The organism is Paraburkholderia yinzeri, assembly GCF_046581065.1.
Lineage (GTDB): Bacteria > Pseudomonadota > Gammaproteobacteria > Burkholderiales > Burkholderiaceae > Paraburkholderia.
In genome coordinates this window covers 990354-1013273 of sequence record NZ_JBFOCJ010000002.1, presented here as the reverse complement: position 1 = coordinate 1013273, position 22920 = coordinate 990354, and the positions used below count along the sequence as shown (strand labels likewise).

At 67.6% G+C, this 22920-nt stretch carries 23 protein-coding genes; 7 read left to right on the top strand and 16 right to left on the bottom strand.

What is annotated here, in order from left to right; translation table 11 throughout:
• Nucleotides 1–70: 70 nt before the first annotated feature.
• A complete protein-coding gene (locus WJ542_RS21575) occupies nt 71–1507 on the bottom strand; it encodes a carbohydrate porin (protein WP_411191507.1) in 1437 nt (478 codons plus the stop codon).
• A gap of 321 nt (nt 1508–1828) precedes the next feature.
• Between WJ542_RS21575 and WJ542_RS21570 the strand changes: the two genes are divergently transcribed.
• On the top strand, nt 1829–2707 hold the full coding sequence (locus WJ542_RS21570; RefSeq protein ID WP_411191506.1) for an arylamine N-acetyltransferase family protein: 879 nt from the start codon (nt 1829–1831) through the stop codon (nt 2705–2707).
• A gap of 40 nt (nt 2708–2747) precedes the next feature.
• Complete coding sequence (locus tag WJ542_RS21565) at nt 2748–3425, top strand: methyltransferase family protein (RefSeq protein ID WP_411191505.1); 678 nt, start codon at nt 2748–2750, stop codon at nt 3423–3425.
• A gap of 64 nt (nt 3426–3489) precedes the next feature.
• Here the strand turns inward: WJ542_RS21565 and WJ542_RS21560 are convergent, their stop codons facing one another.
• The 11 genes from WJ542_RS21560 to WJ542_RS21510 form a co-directional block, all read right to left on the bottom strand.
• A complete protein-coding gene (locus WJ542_RS21560) occupies nt 3490–4251 on the bottom strand; it encodes a hypothetical protein (RefSeq protein WP_411191504.1) in 762 nt (253 codons plus the stop codon).
• Nucleotides 4252–4324: 73 nt separating this feature from the next.
• Complete coding sequence (locus WJ542_RS21555; RefSeq protein WP_411191502.1) at nt 4325–4474, bottom strand: hypothetical protein; 150 nt, start codon at nt 4472–4474, stop codon at nt 4325–4327.
• Complete coding sequence (cydB, locus tag WJ542_RS21550; protein ID WP_411191501.1) at nt 4449–5453, bottom strand: cytochrome d ubiquinol oxidase subunit II; 1005 nt, start codon at nt 5451–5453, stop codon at nt 4449–4451. Before cydB ends, WJ542_RS21555 begins: the two co-directional genes overlap by 26 nt.
• A gap of 50 nt (nt 5454–5503) precedes the next feature.
• Nucleotides 5504–6946, bottom strand: a complete 1443-nt coding sequence (locus tag WJ542_RS21545; protein WP_411191500.1) for a cytochrome ubiquinol oxidase subunit I — start codon at nt 6944–6946, stop codon at nt 5504–5506.
• Nucleotides 6947–7368: 422 nt separating this feature from the next.
• On the bottom strand, nt 7369–7557 hold the full coding sequence (locus WJ542_RS21540; protein ID WP_411191499.1) for a 4-oxalocrotonate tautomerase: 189 nt from the start codon (nt 7555–7557) through the stop codon (nt 7369–7371).
• 33 nt (nt 7558–7590) lie between these two features.
• A complete protein-coding gene (locus tag WJ542_RS21535) occupies nt 7591–8367 on the bottom strand; it encodes a class II aldolase/adducin family protein (protein WP_411191497.1) in 777 nt (258 codons plus the stop codon).
• Between the two features lie 29 nt (nt 8368–8396).
• Nucleotides 8397–9314 carry an urea transporter gene (locus tag WJ542_RS21530; RefSeq protein WP_411191496.1) on the bottom strand — a complete coding sequence of 306 codons (918 nt, stop codon included), beginning with the start codon at nt 9312–9314 and terminating at the stop codon, nt 8397–8399.
• Nucleotides 9315–9447: 133 nt separating this feature from the next.
• The gene (gene kch, locus WJ542_RS21525; protein WP_411191494.1) at nt 9448–10650 is read right to left on the bottom strand and encodes a voltage-gated potassium channel protein; all 1203 of its coding nucleotides are present in this window, start codon (nt 10648–10650) and stop codon (nt 9448–9450) included.
• Nucleotides 10650–11540, bottom strand: coding sequence for a mechanosensitive ion channel family protein (locus tag WJ542_RS21520; RefSeq protein ID WP_411191492.1), 891 nt, complete (start codon nt 11538–11540; stop codon nt 10650–10652). The genes kch and WJ542_RS21520 overlap by 1 nt, the downstream gene beginning before the upstream one ends.
• A gap of 156 nt (nt 11541–11696) precedes the next feature.
• On the bottom strand, nt 11697–12239 hold the full coding sequence (locus WJ542_RS21515; protein WP_411191490.1) for a GNAT family N-acetyltransferase: 543 nt from the start codon (nt 12237–12239) through the stop codon (nt 11697–11699).
• A 138-nt stretch (nt 12240–12377) separates the two neighbouring features.
• The gene (locus tag WJ542_RS21510) at nt 12378–13295 is read right to left on the bottom strand and encodes a DMT family transporter (protein WP_411191488.1); all 918 of its coding nucleotides are present in this window, start codon (nt 13293–13295) and stop codon (nt 12378–12380) included.
• Between the two features lie 155 nt (nt 13296–13450).
• Here WJ542_RS21510 and WJ542_RS21505 point away from each other — a divergent pair, with 155 nt between their 5' ends.
• On the top strand, nt 13451–14902 hold the full coding sequence (locus WJ542_RS21505) for an aminotransferase-like domain-containing protein (RefSeq protein WP_411191487.1): 1452 nt from the start codon (nt 13451–13453) through the stop codon (nt 14900–14902).
• 23 nt (nt 14903–14925) lie between these two features.
• Here WJ542_RS21505 and WJ542_RS21500 read toward each other — a convergent pair whose 3' ends face one another.
• A complete protein-coding gene (locus WJ542_RS21500) occupies nt 14926–16449 on the bottom strand; it encodes an MDR family MFS transporter (protein WP_411191486.1) in 1524 nt (507 codons plus the stop codon).
• A 101-nt stretch (nt 16450–16550) separates the two neighbouring features.
• Here WJ542_RS21500 and WJ542_RS21495 point away from each other — a divergent pair, with 101 nt between their 5' ends.
• Nucleotides 16551–17252, top strand: coding sequence for a TetR/AcrR family transcriptional regulator (locus WJ542_RS21495; RefSeq protein WP_411191485.1), 702 nt, complete (start codon nt 16551–16553; stop codon nt 17250–17252).
• A gap of 410 nt (nt 17253–17662) precedes the next feature.
• Nucleotides 17663–18073, top strand: coding sequence for a response regulator (locus tag WJ542_RS21490; protein ID WP_411191484.1), 411 nt, complete (start codon nt 17663–17665; stop codon nt 18071–18073).
• Between the two features lie 18 nt (nt 18074–18091).
• Here WJ542_RS21490 and WJ542_RS21485 read toward each other — a convergent pair whose 3' ends face one another.
• On the bottom strand, nt 18092–18685 hold the full coding sequence (locus WJ542_RS21485) for a Fur family transcriptional regulator (RefSeq protein ID WP_411191482.1): 594 nt from the start codon (nt 18683–18685) through the stop codon (nt 18092–18094).
• A 67-nt stretch (nt 18686–18752) separates the two neighbouring features.
• Complete coding sequence (locus WJ542_RS21480) at nt 18753–19379, bottom strand: glutathione S-transferase family protein (RefSeq protein ID WP_411191481.1); 627 nt, start codon at nt 19377–19379, stop codon at nt 18753–18755.
• A 167-nt stretch (nt 19380–19546) separates the two neighbouring features.
• Between WJ542_RS21480 and WJ542_RS21475 the strand changes: the two genes are divergently transcribed.
• Nucleotides 19547–21232, top strand: a complete 1686-nt coding sequence (locus WJ542_RS21475; RefSeq protein ID WP_411191480.1) for an ATP-binding domain-containing protein — start codon at nt 19547–19549, stop codon at nt 21230–21232.
• A gap of 23 nt (nt 21233–21255) precedes the next feature.
• Here the strand turns inward: WJ542_RS21475 and WJ542_RS21470 are convergent, their stop codons facing one another.
• Entirely contained in the window at nt 21256–22203 is a 948-nt protein-coding gene (locus WJ542_RS21470) for a phosphoribosyltransferase (protein WP_411191479.1), read from the bottom strand.
• 180 nt (nt 22204–22383) lie between these two features.
• Here WJ542_RS21470 and WJ542_RS21465 point away from each other — a divergent pair, with 180 nt between their 5' ends.
• Entirely contained in the window at nt 22384–22896 is a 513-nt protein-coding gene (locus tag WJ542_RS21465; RefSeq protein WP_411191478.1) for a putative pterin-binding protein, read from the top strand.
• The last annotated feature ends 24 nt before the right edge of the window (nt 22897–22920 follow it).

The following is a 22920-nucleotide window of genomic DNA, read 5'->3' as shown; positions in this document are numbered from 1 at the left end:
GGCAAGGACTCGCGAGGACTTGGTGTTGGCCATGGGATCAGGTTTCGATCGGTTGTGACAGGGCGTCGGGTCAGAACGTGATGTTGGTGCGCAGACCCACCACGAACGTGTTGCGCAGCGCCTCTGTCGGGTTGTCCGGGTTCTGGCCCGCACCGGCGTTGAACGTGTACTGCGCGTCGGCCTGGATCTGCCACCAGGGATTGACCTGATACTGGTAGGTCGCCTCGAGGGCCGTCTCGCTGCCGCGCGGAACGTTTCCGGCAGCCAGGTCGGCCGCGGCCGCGTCGTTGCTCACCTTGATATAGGCGAGAGCCAGACCCACGCTGTCGTTGTCGCGGCCGGCGAACGGCGCTTTCATCACGATCCCGAGGTTGGCGCTCACGCTGACCTCGTTGCGGTCACTGGGCGCGCCCATCACGCGTGCGAACACGCCAATGCTGCGCGGCTCGTCGGGATCGGGGCGCCAGATCATCTGGTCGGCGACGGCGTAGAAGCTGTAGTCGCCCTTGTGCTGGATCGACGAATTCTGCTGGTCGGCGAACGAGTCGCTGTTGTACCAGAAGCCCAGCTTGTACGTGCCCGGCAGCTTCTTGCTGGCGTCGGCGCTCACGAGATCGCCTTCGGCCGGCTGGTTGATCGCGTACTGCAGCTCGCCGATCACCATCGCACCGTTGTGCAGATTGAAGTTCGTGCCGCTCAGGTTGTTCGGGTCGTTGCCGAGCGGGTCGGCGTCGAACACGCCGATCAGGCCGGTGAGCGAACCGTTGATCTGGCCGCGCAGGCGCACGCCGAGGTCGGAGAGCGGGTAGGCGGGGCCGCCGTTGGGCAGGTCGTACGAAGGCAGGCCCGGCCAGCCGAACATCGTGTTCACGAAGAGCGACGCGTACTGGCTCACCATGAATTCCTGGTCGAGACTTTGCTGACCGATCTTCACGTCCACGCGCTTGTTGAGGAACGACTGCTGGTACCACATCTCCCACAGGCGCGTGGTGTCCTGCGCTTCGATGCCGCTCGCCGTGTTCAGCGTGCCGAGATTCAGCGCGCTCAGGTTCGAGCCGTGAATGTTGAGCGCGCTGATATTGAAGAGGCCGCCCGGGACGCCAAAGTACTTGCTCGTATCGAGCTGCAGGGTCGCCGTGGTGAGGCCGTCATAGGTGCCGCCGCGGTTCAGGCCGCCGCGCAGGTTCGCGAGATATTCGCTCGTCTCGGTTAGCTGGAACGAGAAGCCGTACTGGCCCATCCACGGGCGCAGGCCGCCCATGTCGCCGAGCAGGTTCTGGCGGCTCCAGATGCCGGTCCAGAAGTTGGACGGTTGCGCCTGGATGGCGAGGTCGGCTTCCGGGGCTTCCGGATTGGCGTCGGGGTTGGCGGTTGCCTGGGCGTGGGCGGCGCCGCTCGCGAGGGTCGCAAACGCAACGGACAGGGCGAGCCTGCGCAGCGCCGGGAAACGGCGCCGGATCCCGTAGCCGCACAGCGCGGCGGGACGAACTGACCGGGAGAACTTCATCGAGATCCTTATTGATTATGTCGATGTCCACGATGTGGACACCGCTGCACATGAATTCTCTTTATCGCCGCCATTGGGAGGCCAGCGAACGGGGCCCATCGTACCCATCAGGAATACAAGAGTCAACACAAATGAGAATGATTCTCATAAGAATTACTTGGGGGATGCAGTGTGTTTACAAATGGCTGTCGAAATGCATTGTTTGGGCTTGCAGCCAGTCAGAAGCGACGTCGATCGGCGGGGAGGCGGAAGTCGCCTATCATCGCTACGTGAATGGCCGTGCGCGCCCGGCGGCGCGCATTTTCATCGGACGAACTGCTCATGACCGCTTCCGGTTTTTCTCGCGACTTTTTCCTTGATTCGCGTCTCGACGGGCGCGCCGGACTCGACCGCTATTTCGCGCGTATCGGCTACGACGGGCCGCGCGCGGCCACGCTCGACGTGCTGCGCGTCTTGCATCGGCTTCATCCGCTCGCGATCCCCTTCGAGAACCTCGACGTTCTCGCCGGCCGGCGCATCTCGATCCGGCTCGAAGACATCGTCGCGAAGCTCGTCGATGCGCGTCGCGGCGGCTATTGCTTCGAACACAACACGCTCTTCGCTCATGCACTCGCGGCGCTCGGTTTTCGCGTGACGCCGCTTGCCGCGCGCGTGCTGTACGGGCGGCCAGCGGGTGCGATCACGGCGCGCACGCACATGCTCCTGCGTGTGGAGATGGACGATGCGGCATGGCTCGCCGACGTCGGGTTCGGCGGCACGACGCTTTGCGCGCCGCTCGCGTTCGCTTCGCAGGCGCCGCAGTCCACCCCGCTCGAATTCGCGCGCCTCGCGGTTCAGCCCGATGGCATGTGGAAGCTCGCCGTGCAGGAAGGCGACACCTGGAGCGATGTGTATCGTTTCGAATCGACGCCGGCCGAATGGGTCGATTACGAAGTCGCGAACTGGTACACGTCGACGTCGCCGGATTCGTTTTTCGCGGGCAATCTCATCGCGTGCGGCGTAAGAGCGGGCGGCCGCATGGCGTTGTTCAACGACCGCTATACCGAGCGCGATGCGAGCGGCCGCCGCACGCTTACGCGCAGGATTGCCGGCGCGGACGACCTGATGGGTTGCCTGCACGCGAGCTTCGGCATCGATGCTTCGGACTTCGATGCAGGTACGCTGTATGCGCGGATTGCGGGTCGCGCGCCGGGTGACTGAGCGCGAATAAACGCGGATAAACCAGGCGAAGGAGTCGGCAATGATCGGTCGCATGATCGCGATTACGGTGACGTGGCTCGCGCTCATGGGCGCGCTGTTGTTCGGCGCGGCGGGGACGCTCGCGTGGCTCGCCGCCTGGTTGTGGCTGGCGGAGTTCGCGGCCACGAGCCTCTGGCTCGGTCTCTGGCTTGCGCGCGTCGATCCCGGGCTGCTGGCCGAGCGCCTCTCGCCTTATGCGCGGCGCGGCCAGAGTACCTGGGACCGGGTGTTCATGCTCATGGTCACGGTGGGCTGGTGCGCGTGGCTCGTGCTGATCGGCGTCGATGCCGTGCGCCGCGGCGGGTCGCACGTGCCGCTCTGGCTGAGCGTGGTGGGCGCCATTGCAATCTTCCTTTGCATCTACCTCACGCGCGGCGTGTTCGCCGCGAACCGCTACGCCGCGCCGGTCGTGGCGATCCAGCGCGAGCGCGGCCATGCGGTGAGCGATACCGGGCCGTATGCCCACATTCGCCATCCGATGTACGCCTACGCCATGCTGCTGCTCGCCGGCACGCCCCTGATGCTGGGTTCGTGGTGGGGGCTCGCGGGCGTGCCCCTCATGATGGTGGCCATCGGCTGGCGAGCGGTCAAAGAAGAGCGCGTGCTGGCCGAGGGGCTGCCCGGCTACCGCGAGTATATGCAGCGCGTGCGTTATCGCTTCGTGCCGGGCATCTGGTGACGCGGTGCGCCGCTGTGGGCGGCGCGCGTCGCGGCGGCTTCGGGCCTTGGCTTAGCCTAAGGCCTCAGACTTCGGGCGGCGCGGGCAAGCGCTCGGCATGGCGCCGGTAAAGCCATGCCTGGGCCGCTGCAGTGAGCAACACGAAGACGATATTCGCGAGACTCTGGCTGGCCGCGAGCACGAGAAGCCGCGCAGGCGAGTCGAGCATGGCGGGCGTGATGCCGACCGCGCCGATGGCGATCAGCGCGAGCGGCAGCACGGCAACGAACGGCACGCCCAGCAGGCTCCAGAAATGGCCGCGGCTGTCGTGCCAGGCGGCGCGCAGTGCGATGGGGTTGCCGAGCGAGAGCGACGGAAAGAGCAGGCTCAGCCGCACGGCGATGTAGATCCAGACGACACCGACGAGGAACCCGAGGAACGCGACGCCGCCCGCATAGTGCGGCCGCAGCACGGCGTAAAGCACGAGCGCGGTGACGATCAGCGCGAAGGTGAGCACGACGCCCACGCCGAACATGCGCATGAGCGGCTTGCCGCCGAGCGGGACGAGCGGCGCCGCGTGCTCGCCCTGCAGCACGAAGCGATGCACCTTGACGACGAACCCGAGATAGACGATCGAGTTCAGCAGCGAAGCGATATCGGCGGCGAGCACGAGCGCGCCCGACGGCATTTCGCCCTCGCCGGGCACGGGCCGCCCGGCGAAGGCGATCCAGCCGAGCACGGTGTAGACCACGAAGGCGCCGAGCATCAGCAGGGGCATCTGCGTCGCGGCTGCGCGCGCGCTGGCCCAGGCGCGCTTCACGCATTCCATGAAAGACATCGGTTGCATGGTCGCTATCGTTCGAGTAACAGATGGCCGACAGTCTAGCGCGGAGTCGGGAAGCGCCGCGCGCCGATGGCGCTTATTTCACCGCGAACAGCGTGAGATTCATCAGAATCTTGAACGCCCAGCCCAACGAAACCGCCCCGGCTACGCCCGCGCACCATAGCAGTACGAACCAGAGCCAGCCCGGCAGCGTGCGCCGCTTAGTGATAGTGATGGGTGTCGCCATGACGCACCTTTCCGCGGAAGACCCAGTAGCCCATCGTCGTGTACGCCAGAATGACGGGGAGTATCACCGCCGCGCCGACGAGCGTGAACATCTGGCTCGAACGCGGCGCGGCTGCTTCCCAGAGCGTGAGGCTCTGCGGAATCGCGTAGGGCCACAGGCTCACGAGCAGCCCGAGATAGCCGAGCGCCACGAGGCCGAGCGCCGCGATGAACGGCGTGTTGTGATGGCGCGCACGCACGGCGCGATGCATCCAGTACGCACAGGCCAGCACGAGCAGCGGCACCGGGGCGAGACGCCAGAAGAGCCGCGCGTCGAACCAGCGCGAAGCGATGCTGGCGTCCTGCAGCGGCGTCCAGACGCTCACGAGTGCGATGAACACGAGCAGGACCATCGTGAGAGGCCACACGAGCCGGTGCAGGCGGCGTTGCAGATCGCCCTCGGTCTTGGCGACGAGCCAGCAACTGCCGAGCAGGGCGTAGGTGGCGACGAGCCCGAACCCCGTGAGCAGGCTGAACGGCGTGAGCCAGCCGAAGGCGTTGCCCGCGAAGCGGCCGCCCTCGACCGGGATGCCCTGCAGGAACGCACCGAGCGCGATGCCCTGGAAGAACGCGGCGCCTGCCGATCCGCCGATGAAGGCGAGATCCCAAAGATGCTTCGTGCGGTTGGCCTTCGCGCGAATCTCGAACGAAACGCCGCGGAAGATCAGGCACGCGAGCATGAACACGAGCGGCAGATAGAGCGCGGAGAGCACGGTGGCATACACCACCGGAAAGACGGCGAAGAGCGCGGCGCCGCCGAGCACGAGCCAGGTTTCGTTGCCGTCCCAGACGGGGGCGACGGTGTCCATCATGAGATCGCGCTCGTGCTCGTCGGGGAAGAGCGGAAACACGATGCCGATGCCCAGATCGAAGCCGTCCAGCACGATATACATGAAGATGCCGAGTGCGATGATCGCAGCCCAGATGACGGTGACATCCATTTTTGCTTGCCTCTTTTGCGTGGCTATCGATACGAAGCGAGGGAAGGGGATCAGGCGTCGATCAGTTGATCGGCGGCCGAGAGCGGACGGCGCGCGGTCTGGCTTCCGGTCGGGGCGGCGGGCCGCCCGCTCTCGGGCCGATGGCCCGCCTGGCCCGTCTCGTCTGTTTGGTCCGGCAGTGTGGGCCCCTTACGGATCAGCTTGAGCATGTAGTAGATGCCGGTGCCGAACACGAGGAAGTACACGACCACGAAGGCCATCAGCGAAACGCTCACCTGCTGCGTCGTGAGCGGCGACACCGCCTGCGACGTGCGCATCACGCCGTAGACGACCCAGGGCTGGCGGCCGGCTTCGGTGGTGATCCAGCCGGCGAGCAGCGTGATGAAGCCCGTGGGGCCCATTGCCAGCGCGAAGCGCTGGAACCCGCGCGACTCGTAGAGCCGGCCGCGCCGGCGCTGAACCCAGCCGGCCACGCCGAGCACGATCATCAGGAGTCCCAGGCCCACCATTATGCGGAAGGTCCAGAAGACGAGCGTCGAGTTGGGGCGCTGATCGGGCGGGAACGACTTCAGGCCGCGAATCTCGCCGTCCCAGCTATGCGTGAGGATCAGGCTGCCGAGGTGCGGGACCGACACGGCGTAGAGCGTGGTTTCGGCCTGCATGTCGGGGATGCCGAAGAGATTGAGCGCGGTACCGCCCTGTTCGGTGTCCCAGAGGCCCTCAATGGCGGCAATCTTGGCGGGCTGATATTCGCGCGTGTTCAGTCCGTGCTGGTCGCCGACGAAAGCCTGCACGGGGGCCAGCACGAGCAGAAGGCCGAGCGCCATCGAGAACATCGTCTTGACGGCGGGGTCGCGCCGTCCCTTGAGCAGATGCCACGCGCCCGTGGCGGCCACGACGAGGGCGGCCACGATGAAAGCCGCGATGGCCATGTGCGCGAGGCGGTACGGGAACGACGGATTGAAGATGATCTTGAACCAGTCGGTGGGCACGACATGCCCGTTCACGACTTCGAAGCCCTGGGGCGTCTGCATCCAGCTGTTGGAGGCGAGGATCCAGAACGTGGAGATGAGCGTGCCGATGGCGACCATGAGCGTCGCGCCGAAGTGCGCGCGCGGGCTCACGCGGTTCCAGCCGAACAGCATGATGCCGAGGAAGCCCGCTTCGAGGAAGAACGCGGTCATGACCTCGTACATGAGAAGCGGGCCGGTGATGGGCCCGGCGAACGACGAGAAACCGGCCCAGTTGGTGCCGAACTCGTAGCTCATGACAACGCCGGAGACCACGCCCATGCCGAAGGCGACCGCGAAGATCTTCGACCAGAACAGGCAAAGATCCTTGTAGTACGTCTTGCCGGTCTTGAGCCAGCAGCCTTCGAGCACGGCGATGAAGCTCGCGAGGCCGATGCTGAGCGCGGGAAAAACGATGTGGAAGGAAACGGTGAAGGCGAATTGCAGCCGGGCCAGGTCGAAGGCCGAGAGCGAGGTGTCCATGTGCGTGCCTGATGCTTGCTTGCCGGAATGGGGCCGCTCGATCGACGCGCCGGAAAGGCCGGCTGCGGCTCGTGCGGATGAACGTAAGCGTAGGGGAACGGAGGCGGTTTTGCTGCGCCGCGATGTGCGCCAGCATGTCGCACATCGCAATCAGCAAATGTCGAGATCGTTCGGTAACGCGTTGATGTAAATCAACAATGATGGAATGGACGGGGCTTGCAGATCAGGCTTGCAGCCCGTGGATCTGCGTCAATACACCGCGCTGCGGAATGGGTGCGTCAACCTGACCAGGTGCGCAGCGCGCGGGGATGAGGTGGGGATGTGGCGAGAACCGTCCCGGACCACGACGGCCGGGACGATGGCAGGGAAGGATAATCAGGAATGCCAGGAAGGCGGTAGCGTCGATGCGTGCGCTTGCCCGCTCAACGCGGATCGCTCCAGAGCTTGCCGCCCGTTGCCCAGTCCTCGTGCTTGACGTCGACGAACAGAATGTCGACGCTCTGCGGGTCGCAGCCCAGCACCTTGCAGGTGGTTTCCGTCAGCGCGGCGGCCAGTTCGCGTTTCTTCTCGACGGTGCGGCCTTCGAACAGTTCGATATGGAAAGTCGGCATGGGTTGTCTCCGTATAAGGCAGGGTGGGGTGGTTCAATTCCGGTACGACGCGTCGAGGCGGTCGAGCTTGCGCAGCAGCGCGGGCCATTCGAGCTCGCCTTCGATCGCGCCGCCGTCGTAGAGCTGCTCGGCCGTGCGCGCGGCCACCTCGGGCGGCGGCAGCACCAGCGGCTCGCCGCCGGCCTGGGCTTGAAGCTGGATCTCGCAGGCCTTGATCAGCGTGGCCATGAGCACATAGGCCTCGGCGATCGTGCGGCCCGTCGTGAGCGTGCCGTGGTTGCGCAGCAGCATCGCGGAACGTTCGCCCAGGCTCGCCGTTAGCCGCGCGCCCTCGGCCGGCGTGAACGCGAGGCCCTCGTAGTCGTGCCACGCGAGCTGGCCGTAGAAGCGCAGCGCGTGTTGCGAGGCGGGCAGCAAGCCGCCGCGCTGGATCGAGACGGCAATGCCCGCCGTGTTGTGCAGATGCATGACGCAGACCGCGTCCGGGCGCGCGAGGTGGACGGCGGCGTGCAGTGCGAAGCCCGTCGCGTTCACGGGATAGTCGCTCGGGCCGACGATGCGGCCTTCCGTGTCGATCTTCACGAGGTTCGACGCGCAGACTTCGTCGAAGGCGAGGCCGAACGGGTTGATCAGGAAACGTCCCGGCTCGCCGGGAATCGCCGCGGAGACATGCGTGTAGATGAGGTCGTCCCAGCCGTTGAGCGCGATGAGCCGGTAGGCAGCGGCCAGATCGATGCGCAACTGCTGCTCGGCGGCGGAGCGCGGGCCGGTTTCGGCGGCCGTGCTCGTGGGGCGGTGGGCGAATGACATGGTGGTTCCTTCCCGGGGGCGGCGAAGATTCAGCGAGCGACGGAGGTGGTGCGGTGGGCGCACCAGCTCGCCAGCACGAACGGCGCGGTCATCGCGGGCAGGCCGCAGCGCACGGCGGCCAGATGCAGCACCGCGGCGAACATCGTCGCACAGAACGCGGTGCGCGTGCCGAGCGTCAGCGTGGCGAGCGCGGCCAGTGCGCCGTTGAAGCCCGCGAGGCCCGCGTCGAAGTCGGCGAGCGGCGTGCCGCATGCCAGTTCGACGGCGCTCGCGAGCGCCGCGCCGGCGAGCGCGAAGCCGGCAGCCCGTCGCGACGAGAGCGCGATGCCGGCCAGCACGAGGAGGCCGGCGGGCGCGCCAGATGCGAATTCGCTTTGCGCGACGCCGCTCAAAACGCCGGCAAGGGCGCGGAGGGCGAGCCCCAGGGAGTGCGGTACGGCGCCGTCCGCCGCGAACGGGGCGTTGAAGGCATGCGCTGGCGAAGGCGGTGCCGATGAGGCGCTCGCGCGCAGCGCGAGCCAGATCCACGTGGCGACGAGACAGGGCGTCGAGTAGACGGAGAGGCCCGCGCGCGCGAGCCGCCGCGCGAGCGGCGCGTCGAGCCAGCCGGCGGCCGCGGCGGCCAGCAGCGCCGTGGCGAGCGCCGTCGGCGCATCGCCGATGAAGGTGAAGGCCGCCAGCCCGGCGAGCGCGCCGTTGAAACCGGCGAGGCCGCCGCGGATCGCGTCGTCGGGGTGGCCCGCCAGCACGGCGCAGACGTTGGCTGTCGTCGCGCCGATGAGTGCGGCGCACGCGAGCCGCGGGTCGCAGAGGGCGAGCGCGGCGAGCAGGCACGCGCCGGTGCCGGCGTGGCGTTGCAGGACGATCTGGCCGACGCTGCGCAACAGGGTGCCTGACAGGGTGCGTAACGCGGCGCCTTCGCCGTGGGCTTGCGCTCGGATGGACATGCGGATGCGAACAGGGCGAAAAATGACCGCGGACGAACGCGGGGCGCGCGGGCGCCGGCACCCGCGCGGATCGGGTCGAGCGTGGAGCATAGGCGATACGGGGCGCGTTGCGCGCGCGTACGCGTGATAGTCGCTATTTGCGTTCAGGCGCCGCGGCCCCGGCGGCATGCTCCTTGCCGAACAGCAAGTGCGAGACCAGGTCGTTGTCGATGGTTTCGTTGTTGAGCGTGCGCGCGAGCAGTTCGCCCGCGAGCAATTGCGGCGAGAACACCATGTCGGGCTGCAGCAGCCGCAGTCGCTGCAGATTGCGGCTGTCGTTCACCAGCGCGACGGTGCGCACCTTCGGCGCCAGTTCCTTGATCGCGAGGATCACGAAGGCGTTCTCGGCGTCGTCGAGGCGCAGGGCCAGCACGGCGAGCGCCGTTTCCGCGCTCGCGTTGTGCAGTGTCGCCGTGTCGCTCGGGTCGCCTACCACGATATCGGCGTTCGCGGGATACGTGTGCGGCGTGTTTGGCGTCACGATCACCGTGACCGCGTAGCCGCGCTTTTTCAGGCCTGCGTACACGCTGTGCGCGAGCGGCGAGGCGCCGACGATCAGGTAATGGTTCTTGCGGGTCACGTTGGAAATCCCTCCCTTCACGATATGTTTCAGCTTGCCGCCTATCACGGGCCCCACCACGGCGCTGATCGACGTCGCGAACACGGTGATGCCCAGCACGATCACCGAGGCCGTGAAGAGCCGCGCCGTATCCGAGTGCGGCACGATATCGCCGTAGCCGACCGTGGACATCGAAACGATTGCGAAGTAGAACGCCGTGATGAGGTTCTGGATGGGCGGATCGAAGTCCGTGCCGAGATAAAGCGCGCCGAACACCGCGTAGATCAGCAACGAGCCAATGCTCAGGATCGCGAACAATGAGCTTGCGGCGAGGCTCGTGCGGTCGAAGCGCCGCCAGTAGTACAGCAGGGCGGCGGCCAGCAGCACGGTGAAGGCGAAGAGCGGCTCGCTGCGATAGTCGCCCCACATGCTGATGAAGCCCGCGGCGGCGAGCAGCAGCAGCGAGAGCACCCAGGCCACGCGCGCGCGCAAGGCGATGCCGATCGCCATGGTCGCGAGGCCCGTTGCAACCACGACTTGCGGCAGCGCGAGCAGGCCGAATGCATCGATCAGCGTGATCCAGTCCTGGAACCAGTTGCCGCGCGCATGCAGTAAGGCCTTTTCGGCGACCGGGCGCAGCAGCATGAGTCCATCGACCACGAGCAGCAAGGCCAGATAGCCGTGCGGCACGATGTGCGTGGCGAAGCCGCGCATGCGGCGCAGGAGCGCGCTCAGCATCACTGGGCCCGCTGTTCGACGTGTTGTTGGGCTTGCTGCGGTGCCTGCTCCTGGCCTTGCGGCGTCTGCACGATATGCAGCTCTCGCGCGCGCAGCGGCAGCGAGCACTGCGCGTCGTTGAGCGCCTGCCGCACCTTGCGCGAGAGATCCCAGCGCAGGTCCCAGAACACGTCGGTGTTGGCCCAGACGCGGATGTTGAGCACCGCCGTGCTGTCGTCGAAGCGGCTCACCATCACCTGCGGCGCGGGTTCGCGCAGCGCGCGCGGGTCGGCGTCGGCGAGCGCGCGCAGCACCTCGATGGCGCGGTTCACGTCGTCGCGCACCGAGACTTCCACTTCGAGGTCGAGACGGCGCGTGGGGTTGCGGCTGTAGTTGCGGATCGAGTTGCTCCAGAGCCCGCTGTTCGGCACGTATTCGCAGATGCCGTCCGGTTTCGTGAGGCGCGTCGTGAAGAGATTGACCTCCTCCACGGTGCCGGCCACGCTCACGCCCGCGCCGCCGTCGATATAGTCGCCCACCTTGAAGGGGCGCAGCAGCAACAGCATGATGCCGGCCGCGATGTTCTGCAGCGTGCCTTGCAGCGCGAGGCCGATGGCGAGGCCCGCGGCGCCGAGCACGGCGACGATGCTCGCGGTCTGGATGCCCAGTTGCGACAGCGCGCCGATCAGCGCGACGATGCGCACGCTCCACTTGGCCGAATCGCGCACGATGGGACGCAGCGTCGCGTCGATGCTGCCCTGCCCGGAAAGCCAGCGGCCGATGCGGCGCGCGAGCCACCAGCCGATCCACAGGATGGCCAGCGCCGCGACGAGGCGCATCGCGAACGAGCTGAGCGCGTCCCACAGGAAGCTCCAGTTGGACGGATGAATGTGTTGTAGCAGCGGTTGCATGGGGTAGTCCTTGGTCGTCGGCGCGCGCTCGCGCGGTTTGGGGCGTGGCTTGCGCGCGCGTGTTCAGGCTCGGCGCGCCGGCGCGCGGCCGGCGCGAGACGAACGGACTATTTTAAGGGCGGGGAGCCGGCCTGTGACCGCGGGCTGCCGGTTTGCTCAGGCGGCGGGCACCGTGCTCGAGCCGGCGCCGAGCGCGCGCTGCATGAGCGTCGTGTCGCGCCATTCGTCGTGCTTGAACCCGACGGCGTGCAGCGTGCCCACCCTCTCGAAGCCGAGGCTCCGATGCAGGGCGATCGAGCCGCCGCGCGCGTCGGCGATCACGGCGATCATCTGCCGCCAGGGGCCGCTTTCGCAGCGCTCGATCAGCGCCTCCAGCAGGGCGCGGCCGAGTCCGAGACCGCGGCACGACTCGTCGATGTAGATCGAGTCTTCGACGGTATAGCGGTAGGCCGCGCGCGGGCGGTAGGGCGTGGCGTAGCTGTAGCCGGCCACCTTGCCGTTCAGCTCGGCGACGATCCAGGGCAGGCCGTGGCCGCGTACGGCGGCATGGCGGCGCTGGAGTTCATCGAGGTCGGGCGGGGTTTCTTCGAAGGAGGCCGCGCCGTGCAGGACGTGATGCGCGTAGATCGCGGCAATCGCGGGGAAGTCGCCTGGCGTGGCGTCGCGCAGGAGCGGCCGGGCGACGGCGGGTGCATTCATGCGTTTCGGGTCGGGGTTGGGAAGGCGCCGGCGCAGTATTCGCGGCGGCGCCTTCCACTATGCCTCGGACGGCAGCGGATTGAAAGTTTGTCAAAAATACCGGCGCGCGGCCTTCGATCCAGGGCACAACGCCTGGGCTCACGCGCGCGGCGCGGCGGCGCCGGCCGGCGGTGGAGGCGCCATCCGGCCGAAGCGCCGCGCGCCGGCCACGCAGGCGATCACGACGGCGGTCACGCCGATCATCGCGGGCGGCACGGCTTCGTGCAGCACGAGCGCGGCGAGCAGGAAGCCGAAGAACGGCTGCAGCAGTTGCAACTGCCCGACGCCGGCGATGCCGCCGAGCGCGAGCCCGCGATACCAGAACACGAAGCCGATCAGCATGCTGAACAGCGACACGTAGGCAAGCCCCCACCAGGCCGCCGTGCCGACGGTGGCGAACGAGGCGGGCCGCAGCCAGAAGGCGAGCGGTGCCATCACGGGCAGCGAGATCACGAGCGCCCAGCAGATCACCTGCCAGCCGCCGAGCCGGCGCGAGAGGCGCGCGCCTTCGGCGTAGCCGAGCCCGCAGACGACGATTGCCGCGAGCATGAGTGCGTCGCCGGCCGGCGAGGCATCGACGCCGTGACGCAGCGCGAAGGCCACCACGGCGGCGCTGCCGAGCCCGGAGAAGATCCAGAAGGCGGGCTGTGGACGTTCGCCGCCGCGCAGCACGCCGAAGATGGCCGTCGCGAGCGGCAAGAGGCCGATAAATACAATGGCGTGCGCGGAGTTCACGTGACGCAGCGCGAGCGCGGTGAGGAGCGGAAAGCCGACCACCACGCCGAGCGCCACCACGACGAGCGGGCCGAGTTCGCGGCGCTCGGGCCGCGCGGCGCGCAGCAGCGCGAGCAGCAGGGCGCCGAGCGCGCCGGCAATGGTCGCGCGCGCGCCGGTGAGGAACAGCGGATCGAGGCCCAGCACGGCGACCCGCGTGGCCGGCAGCGAGCCGCTGAAGATGAGGACGCCGGCGAGGCCGCAGAGCCAGCCGTCGGCGGTGGAGTCGAGAGATTTGCGCATGGTTCGTGGCGGCCGTGAAGTTGGCCGGATGGCATAGGACATCCGGGCGATGATGCGCGCGGGCCGCACAAAGGGTAAGCTACAGATCAGTACAATTTATCAAAACTGTACTGAATACAGGGCAGTACAGATGCCGGACAGACTGGAGAGGGCAGATGGCGGACACCGGCCAGACGCAAAGGCAAACACAACTACAACCGGAAACGCCCACGGGCGGCACGCTCACGCGCGTCGCGCACGTCATGGAGACGCTGCGCGGGCGCATTGCCGGCCGCGCGCTGGCTGCCGGCGCGCGCGTGCCGTCGGTCCGCGCCATGAGCGAGCAGATGGGGGTTTCGAAGTCCACCGTGGTGGAGGCGTACGAGCGGCTGGTCGGCGAGGGCGTGCTGGTCGCGCGGCGCGGTTCGGGATTCTTCGTCGCCGGCCATGCGCCGCCGCTGGCGCTCGCGGCGCTTGGTCCACGTCTGGACCGCGAGATCGATCCGCTCTGGCTTACGCGCCAGTCGCTCGAAGCCGATCCGCACGCGCTGCGCCCCGGCTGCGGCTGGCTGCCGCCTTCGTGGCTGCCGCAGGACGCCGTGCGGCGCGCGTTGCGCTCTCAGGCGCGGGATCCGCACGCGCCGCTGGCCGAATATGCCTCGCCGCTCGGCCTGCCGGCGCTGCGCCAGCAGCTCTCGTGGCGTCTCGCGCAGCACGGCGTGGAGGCCGGCCCCGAGCAGATCGTGCTCACCGACGGCGGCACCCAGGCGCTCGACTTCGTGTGCCGCTTCCTGCTGGAGCCGGGCGATACGGTGCTCGTGGACGACCCCTGCTACTTCAATTTCCAGGCGCTGCTGCGCGCGCATCGCGCGCGCGTGGCGAGCGTACCGTACACGCCCACCGGCCCCGATCTCGCCGCGTTCGAGCGCGCGCTGATCGAGCATCGCCCGCGGCTCTACGTGACCAATTCGGCGATTCACAACCCCACGGGCGCGACGCTCGCCCCGGCAGTCGCGCACCGCTTGCTCAAGCTCGCCGAGGAGCACGATCTCCTGATCGTCGAGGACGATATCTTTGCCGATTTCGAAACCGACCCTGCCCCCCGCCTCGCGGCCTTCGACGGCCTCGCGCGCGTCGTGACGATCGGCAGCTTTTCGAAAACGATGTCGGCGGCCGTGCGCTGCGGCTTCATCGCTGCGCGCGCCGACTGGGTCGAGGCGCTCGTCGATCTGAAGCTCGCGGTGTCGTTCGGCAACGGCGAGGTGGCGGCCGATCTCGTGCATCGCCTGCTCGTGGACGGCACTTATCGCCGTCATCTCGATGCGTTGCGTGCGCGCCTGGCCGACGCGATGGGCGAAACGCTGCGGCGTCTCGCGGCGCTCGGCCTCGCCGCGTGGACGCGGCCGCAGGCGGGTTTGTTCGTCTGGGCGCGTCTGCCGGACGGACTCGACGCCGCACAGGTGGCGCGCGAGGCGCTCGCGCAGGACATGGTGCTCGCGCCCGGCAATGTCTTCAGCTACTCGCGCAGCGCGGGCGACTTCCTGCGCTTCAACGTCTCGCAGTGCGCTCGCCCGAAGGTGTACGAGACGCTGCAGCGCGCGATGGAGCTGAGCGCGCAGGCCGCGTGAGGGGCGTGCTGCAGCGGGCAACGTCAAGGCTGCTTGCGCAGCGGAACGTCCTGCAGCAGCCAGGCCAGCGCGAACGAGAACACCACCACGATCGCCGCCGAGAAATAGACCATGTGCAGCGCGCCGGCGAACGCGTCGAGGTAGCCGGCGTGCAGGGCGGGCGGCAGGTGACGGATCACGTCGGGCGTGAGCGGCTGCGGCAGCTCGACGCCGGGCGTGAGCACTTTTTCGAGCTGCGTTTGCAGACCGTGCGAGAACACGGCGCCGAACGCGGCCACGCCCACCGAACCGCCTATCGAACGGAACAGCGTCGCCCCCGAGGTGGCCACGCCCATATGGCGGAACTCGACGGTGTTCTGCACGGCGAGGATCAGCACCTGCATCACCATGCCGAGCCCGCAGCCGAGAATGCCCATGTAGAGATACATCAGATGGATGGGCGTGGCGATCTGCAGCCGCGCGAGCAGCACCATGGCGATCGCCACGAGCGCGGTGCCCACGATGGGGAAGATGCGGTACTTGCCGATCTTGCTGATGGTGCGGCCCGTGATGACGGACATCACGAGCACGCCGCCCATCATCGGCAGCATCTGCATGCCGGCCTCGGAAGGCGTGGAGCCCTTCACGACCTGCAGATAGAGCGGCAGGAAAGTGACCGAGCCGAACAGCGACACGCCCACGATGAAGCCGATCAGGCTCGACAGCACGAAGGTGCGGTGGCGGAACAGTTCGAGCGGCATGATGGGTTCGACGGCGTGCTTTTCCTCGTGGAGGAAGCCGGCTACCGCGACGGCGCCGAGCAGCAGCGTGAGCCATAGCTGCATCGAGGACCAGGGCAGGATCGAGCCGCCCTGGCTCGTGAAGAGGATCAGGCAGGTAAGCGCGGTGGCGAGCCACGCGGCGCCCATGTAGTCGATCACGTGCCTCACGTGCGCGGCGCGCGGGCGGAACACGGCGCCGATCACGGCGAGCGCGATCGCGCCGAGCGGCAGGTTGATGTAGAAGATCCAGCGCCACGACAGATGCTCGACGAGAAACCCGCCCAGGAGCGGCCCCACGACGGTGGCGAGCCCGAACACGCCGCCGAACATGCCCTGATACTTGCCGCGCTGTGCGGGCGGGATGACGTCGCCGATGGCCGCCATGGTCACGACCATGAGCCCGCCGCCGCCGATACCCTGCACGGCGCGCAGGACGATGAGCTGCATCATGTCCTGCGCGATGCCGCAGAGCGCGGAGCCGACGAGAAAGATCGCGATGGCGGCCTGCAGCACGATCTTGCGCCCGTACAGGTCGCCGAACTTGCCGTAGAGCGGCACGACGATGGTCGACGTAAGCAGGTAGGCCGTGACGACCCACGATAGGCGGTCGAGGCCGCCCAGCTCGCCGACGATGGTGGGCAGCGCCGTCGAAACGATAGTCTGGTCGAGCGCCGCGAGCAGCATGACGAGCAGCAGCGCGGGGAAAAGGAGCCGGATCGGCGGATGGTTGGCCGCGGGTGCGGCGTCGGGCTGGACCGGCAGGGTGCGTTCCATAGGGGATTCCATCGCAGTGGGGCTGTCTTGAAATTAATTAACTTGGAGATTAATATTAGGAGAATTCCCGGATTCAGTCAAAGACTGAAACGTAACCAGAGATGAGCGCAGCGATGAGCGAACCCGATACCCTCGCGTCCACCCCCCCCGAATCCGTCGACGGCCGTCCCGCCCGTCGGCCGGGCCGGCCGAGCGGCGGCGCGGGCGGAGCGGAGCAGCGCGCGCGGTTGATCGAGGCGGCGCTCGCGCTCTTTGCGCGCCAGGGCATCGTCGACACCACGCTCGCGGCGATCGCCCGCGAGGCCGGCGTGACGTCCGCGATGGTCCACTACTACTTCAAGACCCGCGATCAGTTGATCGACGTGCTGATCGACGAGCGCTTCGTGCCGCTGCGCGCGACGATGGGCGGCATCTTCGAGGCGCATCCCGACGATCCCGTCGCGGCGCTCACGCTGGTGACCGAGCGTTTCGTCGAGGTGGGGTCGCGCTATCCGTGGTTTGCGCCGCTGTGGGTGCGCGAGGTGATCAGCGAAGGCGGCCTGTTGCGCCAGCGCATGCACGAGCGGTTCGGCCATTCGCACCAGAGTGCGGCGCAGGTGGCGATCGCGCGCTGGCAGCGCGAAGGGCGCTTGAACCCGGCGCTCGAACCGTCGCTGCTGTTTCAGTCGCTGCTCGGTCTCACGCTGCTGCCGCTTGCCACCTCGCGCCAGTGGCGCAACGATCCCGACAAGCGCCAGATCGGCGCGCGCGAGATTGCGCAGCATGCGGTGGCGCTGATTACACAGGGGATCGGGCCGGTGCCGGGCGGCCGCTGATCCGCCTCGATATTCCACGATCCGAAGCGGCTTTTTTTCAATATTTTTTCAATGGATACCGGCAGCGCGGGTTCGACCGGTGTGCGTTTCGGGAACGACTATCCCCAACCTGTCGTCGAATACGAACTCGCTCGCCAGCGGCCCCTCGAAGCGTTCGCTTGCGTCAGTGAAGGGACGGAGCAAAAAAACGGGCGGCATGCGCGAGTCTCGGCGAGTAAGGTAATGAAAGCCGCGATGCAAGCCGGTTTCATCGACGTGACTTGCGCCCGGGCTATCGTGCGCGGCGCGCCGTGCACGAGACATGCGCCGCCGCGCGCGACGGCATTAAACTTGCGCTGGAAGGGCGGCCCGCGACGGCGTTCGCGCATGGCGCGGCAAGCCAGACGAACAGGAAGTTTCAAGCAAACACGATGAATGCAGTACACAAACTCGACCGGACGACCATCGTCCTGGTCGAAGACGATCCGCAAAGCCGGGCGTCGCTGGCCTCGCTGCTGGAGTCGGAAGGAGCGCGCGTGGTGGCGGTGGGAGATGCCGAAACCGGCGTCGAAGCGGTTCTCGAATTGCTGCCCGACGCCGTGGTTTGCGATCTGGACCTGCCGGCCATGGACGGCTTCTATCTGATCCAGCGCCTGCGCGATCATGAAATACGCGGCGATCATGCCCCCACGGTCGCTGTCGCGTTAACCGGGCACACCGACGAAATCTGGCGCCTGCGTAGTATCGGCGAAGGATTTCAGCACTTCATGACGAAGCCGGCCGAGCCGGAAGCCCTCGTGGCGCTGCTGAGCGACGCGATCGAGGCGAGACAGTCGCTGTAGGTTCCCGGAGCGGGGTTCTCAGGAGGACTGCGCCGCGGCCCGGGTTTCGCCCCCCGCAGCGGCGGCGGCCTGAGCGGGTTCGGCCGCGCGGCATTGCGCGCACACGCCTTTTAGCTCGATGCCGTCGCCTTCGAGGCGATATCCCGCCGCCTCGATCTGCGCGACGAGCGCCTGGCGCAGGCGTGGCTCGTGCAGTTCGGTGACGTTGCCGCATTGCTGGCAGACCACGAGGATGCCGTGCTGGCATTGCGTGAGGTCGTGGCAGACGGCGAAGGCGTTGATCGATTCGATCCGGTGCACGAGCCCGGCCGAAAGCAGGAAATCGAGGGCGCGATAGACCGTGGGCGGCGCCGATCCGGGATGGATCTGGCGCATTTCGTCCAGCAGCGAGTAAGCCTTGGTGGCCCGGCCCGAGGCCAGCAGCAGTTCCAGCACCTTGCGGCGGATCGGCGTGAGCTTCTCGCCGCGCTCGCGGCAGTAGGCCTCGGCCATTTCGAGCGCGGCGCCGATGGACGCGGGCGCTACGCCGTCGTGAGCGTGGGCGTGATCGTCGCCGCCGTGCTCGTGGTGAGGATGGCCGTGATCGTGCGGGGCCGGTTTTGCTGTCTTCATGCGGCAATTATACGGGGCGGGCGGCGGCTGCGCCCGCCCTCGCTGTAGCTCGTGCCGCCGACGCGTTTCAGGTGAGCGGCTGGGCGAGGTACTTGCGAAAGCCTTCGCGCTGCGCGATGCGCTGATACCAGCGCTCGAGGTTCGGCAGCGTGGGGCGCTCGATGCCTTCGAGCCCGAACCAGCGCCGCGCGAATCCGCCGATCACGATGTCCGCCAGCGAGAAGCGTTCGTTTTCCAGGAAGAAACGCCCTTGCAGATGGCGATCGAGCAGCTTCCACAACGCGGCGACCTGGTCGAGGTCGTCGGCGACCTTCGCCATGTCGCGCTTTTCCGGCGGCGTGCGCACGAGCGCCTGGAAGAGCGGCCGCTCGGCCGGCGCGAGCGTGCCGATCGACCAGTCGAGCCAGCGTTCGATCAGCGCGCGCACTTTCGGCTCGGCGGGATAGAGCAGGCTGGACTGGCCGTACTCCATCGCGAGGTAGCGCAGGATCGAATTCGATTCCCACAGCACGAAATTGCCGTCTACGAGCGTCGGCACCTTGGCGTTCGGATTCAGCGCGACGTATTCCGGCTCGTTGACGCGGCCGAACTGCAGGCCCGCATCGATACGCTGGAACGGCAGCACGAGTTCATCGCAGCACCACAGGACTTTCTGGACGTTCACCGAATTGGCGCGTCCCCAGATCGTAAGCATCGGGCGCACTCTCCTTGAGGTCATAAGCGCAGGGCGAAACGATACACGATCCGGCAGGGTCTTTGCCGGATCGCATCCCTTACGGTTTTTTTACGGGCGCTTCACGACCACTTCCAACGGATGACAGGCCCTAGAATACCCCCAGCAAACTGCCGCGAGGATCGTCCATGGCCCGCATCGTCCCCGACAACTGGCAACACCTCGAAGCCGCCGGCGCCGCCGCGCGCGAACGCGAAACGCTCGCGCTCCTCGAACGCGGCCTGCCGGGCGGCTATACGGTTTATCACGGCGTGCACTGGACCCGGCTGGCCGAAGGTTTTTCCGTCTTCGGCGAAGTCGACTTCGTGATCGTGAGCCCGGCGGGCCGCGTGATGATCGTCGAACAGAAGACGGGTTTTCTGCGCGAGACGCCGAACGGGCTCGTGAAGGCGCATCTGCAGACCGAGCGCAATGTGGCCGTCGCGCTCGCGCGCACCGTCGAAGGGCTGCACCGCCGCTTCACCGCCGCATTCGGGGCGGGCACGTACTGCCTCGAAGAGCTTCTGTATTGCCCCGATCATGTCGTGCGCGATCCGGCCATCGCGGGCGTGAATCCGGCGCGCATCGTCGATGCGGCACGCAAGTCGCAGCTCGTTTCGATCGTGCTCGGGGCGCTGCCCGCCGACGAACCGCGCTTGCCGTGCGCGGCGAAAATCCACCATTTCCTCGCCGACGAACTTTCGCTCGCGCCCGACGCCAGCGCGCTGGTCGGCGCGGCAGGCACGCTCGTCACGCGGCTTGCGGGCGGGCTCGCCACCTGGGCGCGGCGGCTCGAATTCGCGCCGTTCCGGCTGCGCGTGATCGGCACGGCGGGTTCGGGCAAGACGCAGCTCGCGGTGCAGGTCATGAAAGACGCGGTGGCGCGCGGCCAGCGCACGCTCTATGTGTGCTTCAACCGGCCGCTCGCGGACCATATCGCGAAGGTCGCGCCGCCCGGGGCGAAAGTGGCGAACTATCACCAGCTTTGCGACTGGGTGGCGCGCGACGGCGGCCACGTGCCGGATTTCGAAGGCGGCAACGTATTCGAGGAACTGGAGCGTCGCTTCACGCAGGCGCCCATCGACGAACGCTGGCGGTTCGACGTCTTGATCGTCGACGAGGGACAGGACTTCCAGCAGGCCTGGGTCGCAGCGCTGGAACGATTGCTGGCCCTCGCCGCGTCGTGGTGGTGGCTCGAGGATCCGTTGCAGAACCTCTATTTGCGCGAACCGGTGGCATTGCCGGGCTGGACCGTGCTGCGCGAGAGCACGAATTACCGCAGCCCGCGCGATATCCTGGCCTTCCTGCGCGATGCCGCCGGCCCGGCCGCGCCCGCGCTGGCGGAACTCGCGGCGGGCAGCCCGTTCGACGGCTCCGAGGTCGCACTCGCCGCCTGGGACGAGACCGCCGGGGCCGACGCCGCCGGCGAGCCGCCCGTAGCCGCGGCCACCAAGCGCGCAATCACCCAGGCGCTTGCGCTTGGGTTTCGCAAGCAGGACATCGTGGTGCTGTCGTTTCGCGGGCGCGAGCATTCGCAGCTCACGGCGCTCGACCATCTGGGGCCGCATCGTCTGCGCAGCTTCACGGGGCAGTACGACCTGTTCGGCAACCCGCAGTATCGCGAGGGCGACGTGCTGCTCGACTCCGTCTATCGCTTCAAGGGGCAATCCGCGCCCTGCGTGATCCTGACCGAGGTGGATTTCGACGCGTTCGACGAGCGCGCCGCGCGCAAGCTCTTTGTCGGCGCGACGCGCGCGACGATGAAGCTCATCGTCGTGGCGTCGCAGCGCGCGGCGCGGGCATTGGAAGAAGGGCGGGGGCAGGCCGAGGGCTGAACGGAAGGAACGCCCGCGGTCGCTCAGCTCCAGGCCGAGGCGCCGATGAGCGTGCCCGTGCGCGTGTGCGCGTTCCACCAGATCACGCGCAGGAGCGGCGCGCGCTGGGCGATGAAGATGGCCTGGACCGGGTCGCTTTCGATGAAATGCGTGACGCCGCAGCGGATCGCCGCGGCCGCCTTGTGCTCGGCCGCGCCCGAGGGCGTGTCGTCGTGCTCGTCGGGCGCGCGCATCACGAGCTCCAGATGCCCGAAGCCAAAACGCTCCAGCCAGTCCTGCGTGCGCATGCGGTCCATTTCGGGCCGCCCGGTGATGATCGCGCGCGTGCGCTTCATGTCGACGCCGGGAATGCGCTCGAAGGGCAGCAGCGCGTCGCGTTCGGCGAGCGCGGCGTCGAGGTTCTCGTCGTAGCGTTCGAGCGGCAGGTCGGGCAGCAGCACGCCGTCCAGGTCGATCGCGTAGACCGCGTATTCGTGGTCGTCGGCCATCAGCGTGCCTTCCTTCGCGCCGTCGCGGGTCCAGTCGGCGCGGTAGCGGTCGGTGTACGCCTGGCGCTCCCACGGAAACAGCGCGAAGTAGCCGCTCGCGTCGATCGAGTAGTCCGGGCGCAGGCGCGAAAGGTCGTCGTAGGCGCCCGTGAGCGTGCGCACGACGAGGCCGTGCTCGCTCAGAAAAGCGATGCAGTCCACGAGCGTGTTGCCGCGCCCCGCGATGTCCTCGCACAGCAGCACTTTCGAGCCCGGCTCGGGCAGCGGCAGGGTCGAGTCCCAGCGCACTTCGCGCGTCTCGCGGTCGTAGCGCAGGAAGGCGACGTTCGCGCCCGTGGCGTGCGAGACCATCAGCGCGAGCGGCGCACCGCCGCGCAGGATGCCGATCACGGCGGCGAAATCTTCTGCCACCAGCAGCGGCTGGAGCGATTCGACCCAGTGATCGAGTTGTTCGTAGGTGAGCGGCACGACAGGTTTGTTCATCTCTTCGGAAGCGGAAATAGCGGCGCAAACCGGTGGGCCGTACCCGTGGCGCGGCCGCGACGGCTATTGTCGGTTCAAAGTTTGACGATATTATGCCTATGCTCGGGCGCGCCTGCTGGCACGCCGGGGGGCGCCAGGAATCGGCCAGACGAAGAACGATGCAACAAGGGGTTTGAAAGGATGTGGGGACCTGCAGGCTGGCGGCGCTGGACCGCCGCAATGGCGCTGGCGGCCGGAAGTGCGGCGGCGCATGCCGCGCCGCTCGTGCCGCTTTCGCTCGACATCGACGGCGAAGTGCACGTGACGAACAACGCGGCGCACACGGCCTATCACTTCACCGAGGCGCAATTGCTCAAGCTGCCGATGCACGCGATCGCCACCTCGACCACCTGGACGCCGCGCTCCACCTTCACGGGACCGCTGCTCTCCGACGTGCTCAAGGCCGTGGGCGCTTACGGCAGCGAGATCGAGATCCATACCATCGACGACTACACCTGCACCGTGCCGGTGGCCGACGCCGCGCACTATGGCGTGGTGCTCGCCTATGCGATGAACGGCAAGCGCCTCGAGGTGAGCGATTTCGGCCCGCTGTTCCTGATCTATCCGCGCGACCAGTATCCGCAGGAACTGGACGGTTCCGCGGGCGACGCCAAGTTCGCCTGGCAGATCAAGTCGATGACAATCAAGCAATGAGCGGGGTGTGATGCATCGGCGGTT

What these genes read in the sequence shown, in the direction of transcription:
- WJ542_RS21565 (WP_411191505.1), top strand. Translation starts at nt 2,748, where the DNA reads ATGATCGGTCGCATGATCGCGATTACGGTGACGTGGCTCGCGCTCATG.
- WJ542_RS21540 (WP_411191499.1), bottom strand. Translation starts at nt 7,557, where the DNA reads ATGCCGACTTTCCATATCGAACTGTTCGAAGGCCGCACCGTCGAGAAG.
- WJ542_RS21485 (WP_411191482.1), bottom strand. Translation starts at nt 18,685, where the DNA reads ATGAAGACAGCAAAACCGGCCCCGCACGATCACGGCCATCCTCACCAC.
- WJ542_RS21470 (WP_411191479.1), bottom strand. Translation starts at nt 22,203, where the DNA reads ATGAACAAACCTGTCGTGCCGCTCACCTACGAACAACTCGATCACTGG.
- kch (WP_411191494.1), bottom strand. Translation starts at nt 10,650, where the DNA reads ATGCTGAGCGCGCTCCTGCGCCGCATGCGCGGCTTCGCCACGCACATC.
- WJ542_RS21500 (WP_411191486.1), bottom strand. Translation starts at nt 16,449, where the DNA reads ATGGAATCCCCTATGGAACGCACCCTGCCGGTCCAGCCCGACGCCGCA.
- WJ542_RS21575 (WP_411191507.1), bottom strand. Translation starts at nt 1,507, where the DNA reads ATGAAGTTCTCCCGGTCAGTTCGTCCCGCCGCGCTGTGCGGCTACGGG.
- WJ542_RS21510 (WP_411191488.1), bottom strand. Translation starts at nt 13,295, where the DNA reads ATGCGCAAATCTCTCGACTCCACCGCCGACGGCTGGCTCTGCGGCCTC.
- WJ542_RS21475 (WP_411191480.1), top strand. Translation starts at nt 19,547, where the DNA reads ATGGCCCGCATCGTCCCCGACAACTGGCAACACCTCGAAGCCGCCGGC.
- WJ542_RS21505 (WP_411191487.1), top strand. Translation starts at nt 13,451, where the DNA reads ATGGCGGACACCGGCCAGACGCAAAGGCAAACACAACTACAACCGGAA.
- WJ542_RS21515 (WP_411191490.1), bottom strand. Translation starts at nt 12,239, where the DNA reads ATGAATGCACCCGCCGTCGCCCGGCCGCTCCTGCGCGACGCCACGCCA.
- WJ542_RS21480 (WP_411191481.1), bottom strand. Translation starts at nt 19,379, where the DNA reads ATGCTTACGATCTGGGGACGCGCCAATTCGGTGAACGTCCAGAAAGTC.
- WJ542_RS21490 (WP_411191484.1), top strand. Translation starts at nt 17,663, where the DNA reads ATGAATGCAGTACACAAACTCGACCGGACGACCATCGTCCTGGTCGAA.
- WJ542_RS21555 (WP_411191502.1), bottom strand. Translation starts at nt 4,474, where the DNA reads ATGGCGACACCCATCACTATCACTAAGCGGCGCACGCTGCCGGGCTGG.
- WJ542_RS21535 (WP_411191497.1), bottom strand. Translation starts at nt 8,367, where the DNA reads ATGTCATTCGCCCACCGCCCCACGAGCACGGCCGCCGAAACCGGCCCG.
- WJ542_RS21570 (WP_411191506.1), top strand. Translation starts at nt 1,829, where the DNA reads ATGACCGCTTCCGGTTTTTCTCGCGACTTTTTCCTTGATTCGCGTCTC.
- WJ542_RS21545 (WP_411191500.1), bottom strand. Translation starts at nt 6,946, where the DNA reads ATGGACACCTCGCTCTCGGCCTTCGACCTGGCCCGGCTGCAATTCGCC.
- WJ542_RS21560 (WP_411191504.1), bottom strand. Translation starts at nt 4,251, where the DNA reads ATGCAACCGATGTCTTTCATGGAATGCGTGAAGCGCGCCTGGGCCAGC.
- cydB (WP_411191501.1), bottom strand. Translation starts at nt 5,453, where the DNA reads ATGGATGTCACCGTCATCTGGGCTGCGATCATCGCACTCGGCATCTTC.
- WJ542_RS21530 (WP_411191496.1), bottom strand. Translation starts at nt 9,314, where the DNA reads ATGTCCATCCGAGCGCAAGCCCACGGCGAAGGCGCCGCGTTACGCACC.
- WJ542_RS21495 (WP_411191485.1), top strand. Translation starts at nt 16,551, where the DNA reads ATGAGCGAACCCGATACCCTCGCGTCCACCCCCCCCGAATCCGTCGAC.
- WJ542_RS21520 (WP_411191492.1), bottom strand. Translation starts at nt 11,540, where the DNA reads ATGCAACCGCTGCTACAACACATTCATCCGTCCAACTGGAGCTTCCTG.
- WJ542_RS21465 (WP_411191478.1), top strand. Translation starts at nt 22,384, where the DNA reads ATGTGGGGACCTGCAGGCTGGCGGCGCTGGACCGCCGCAATGGCGCTG.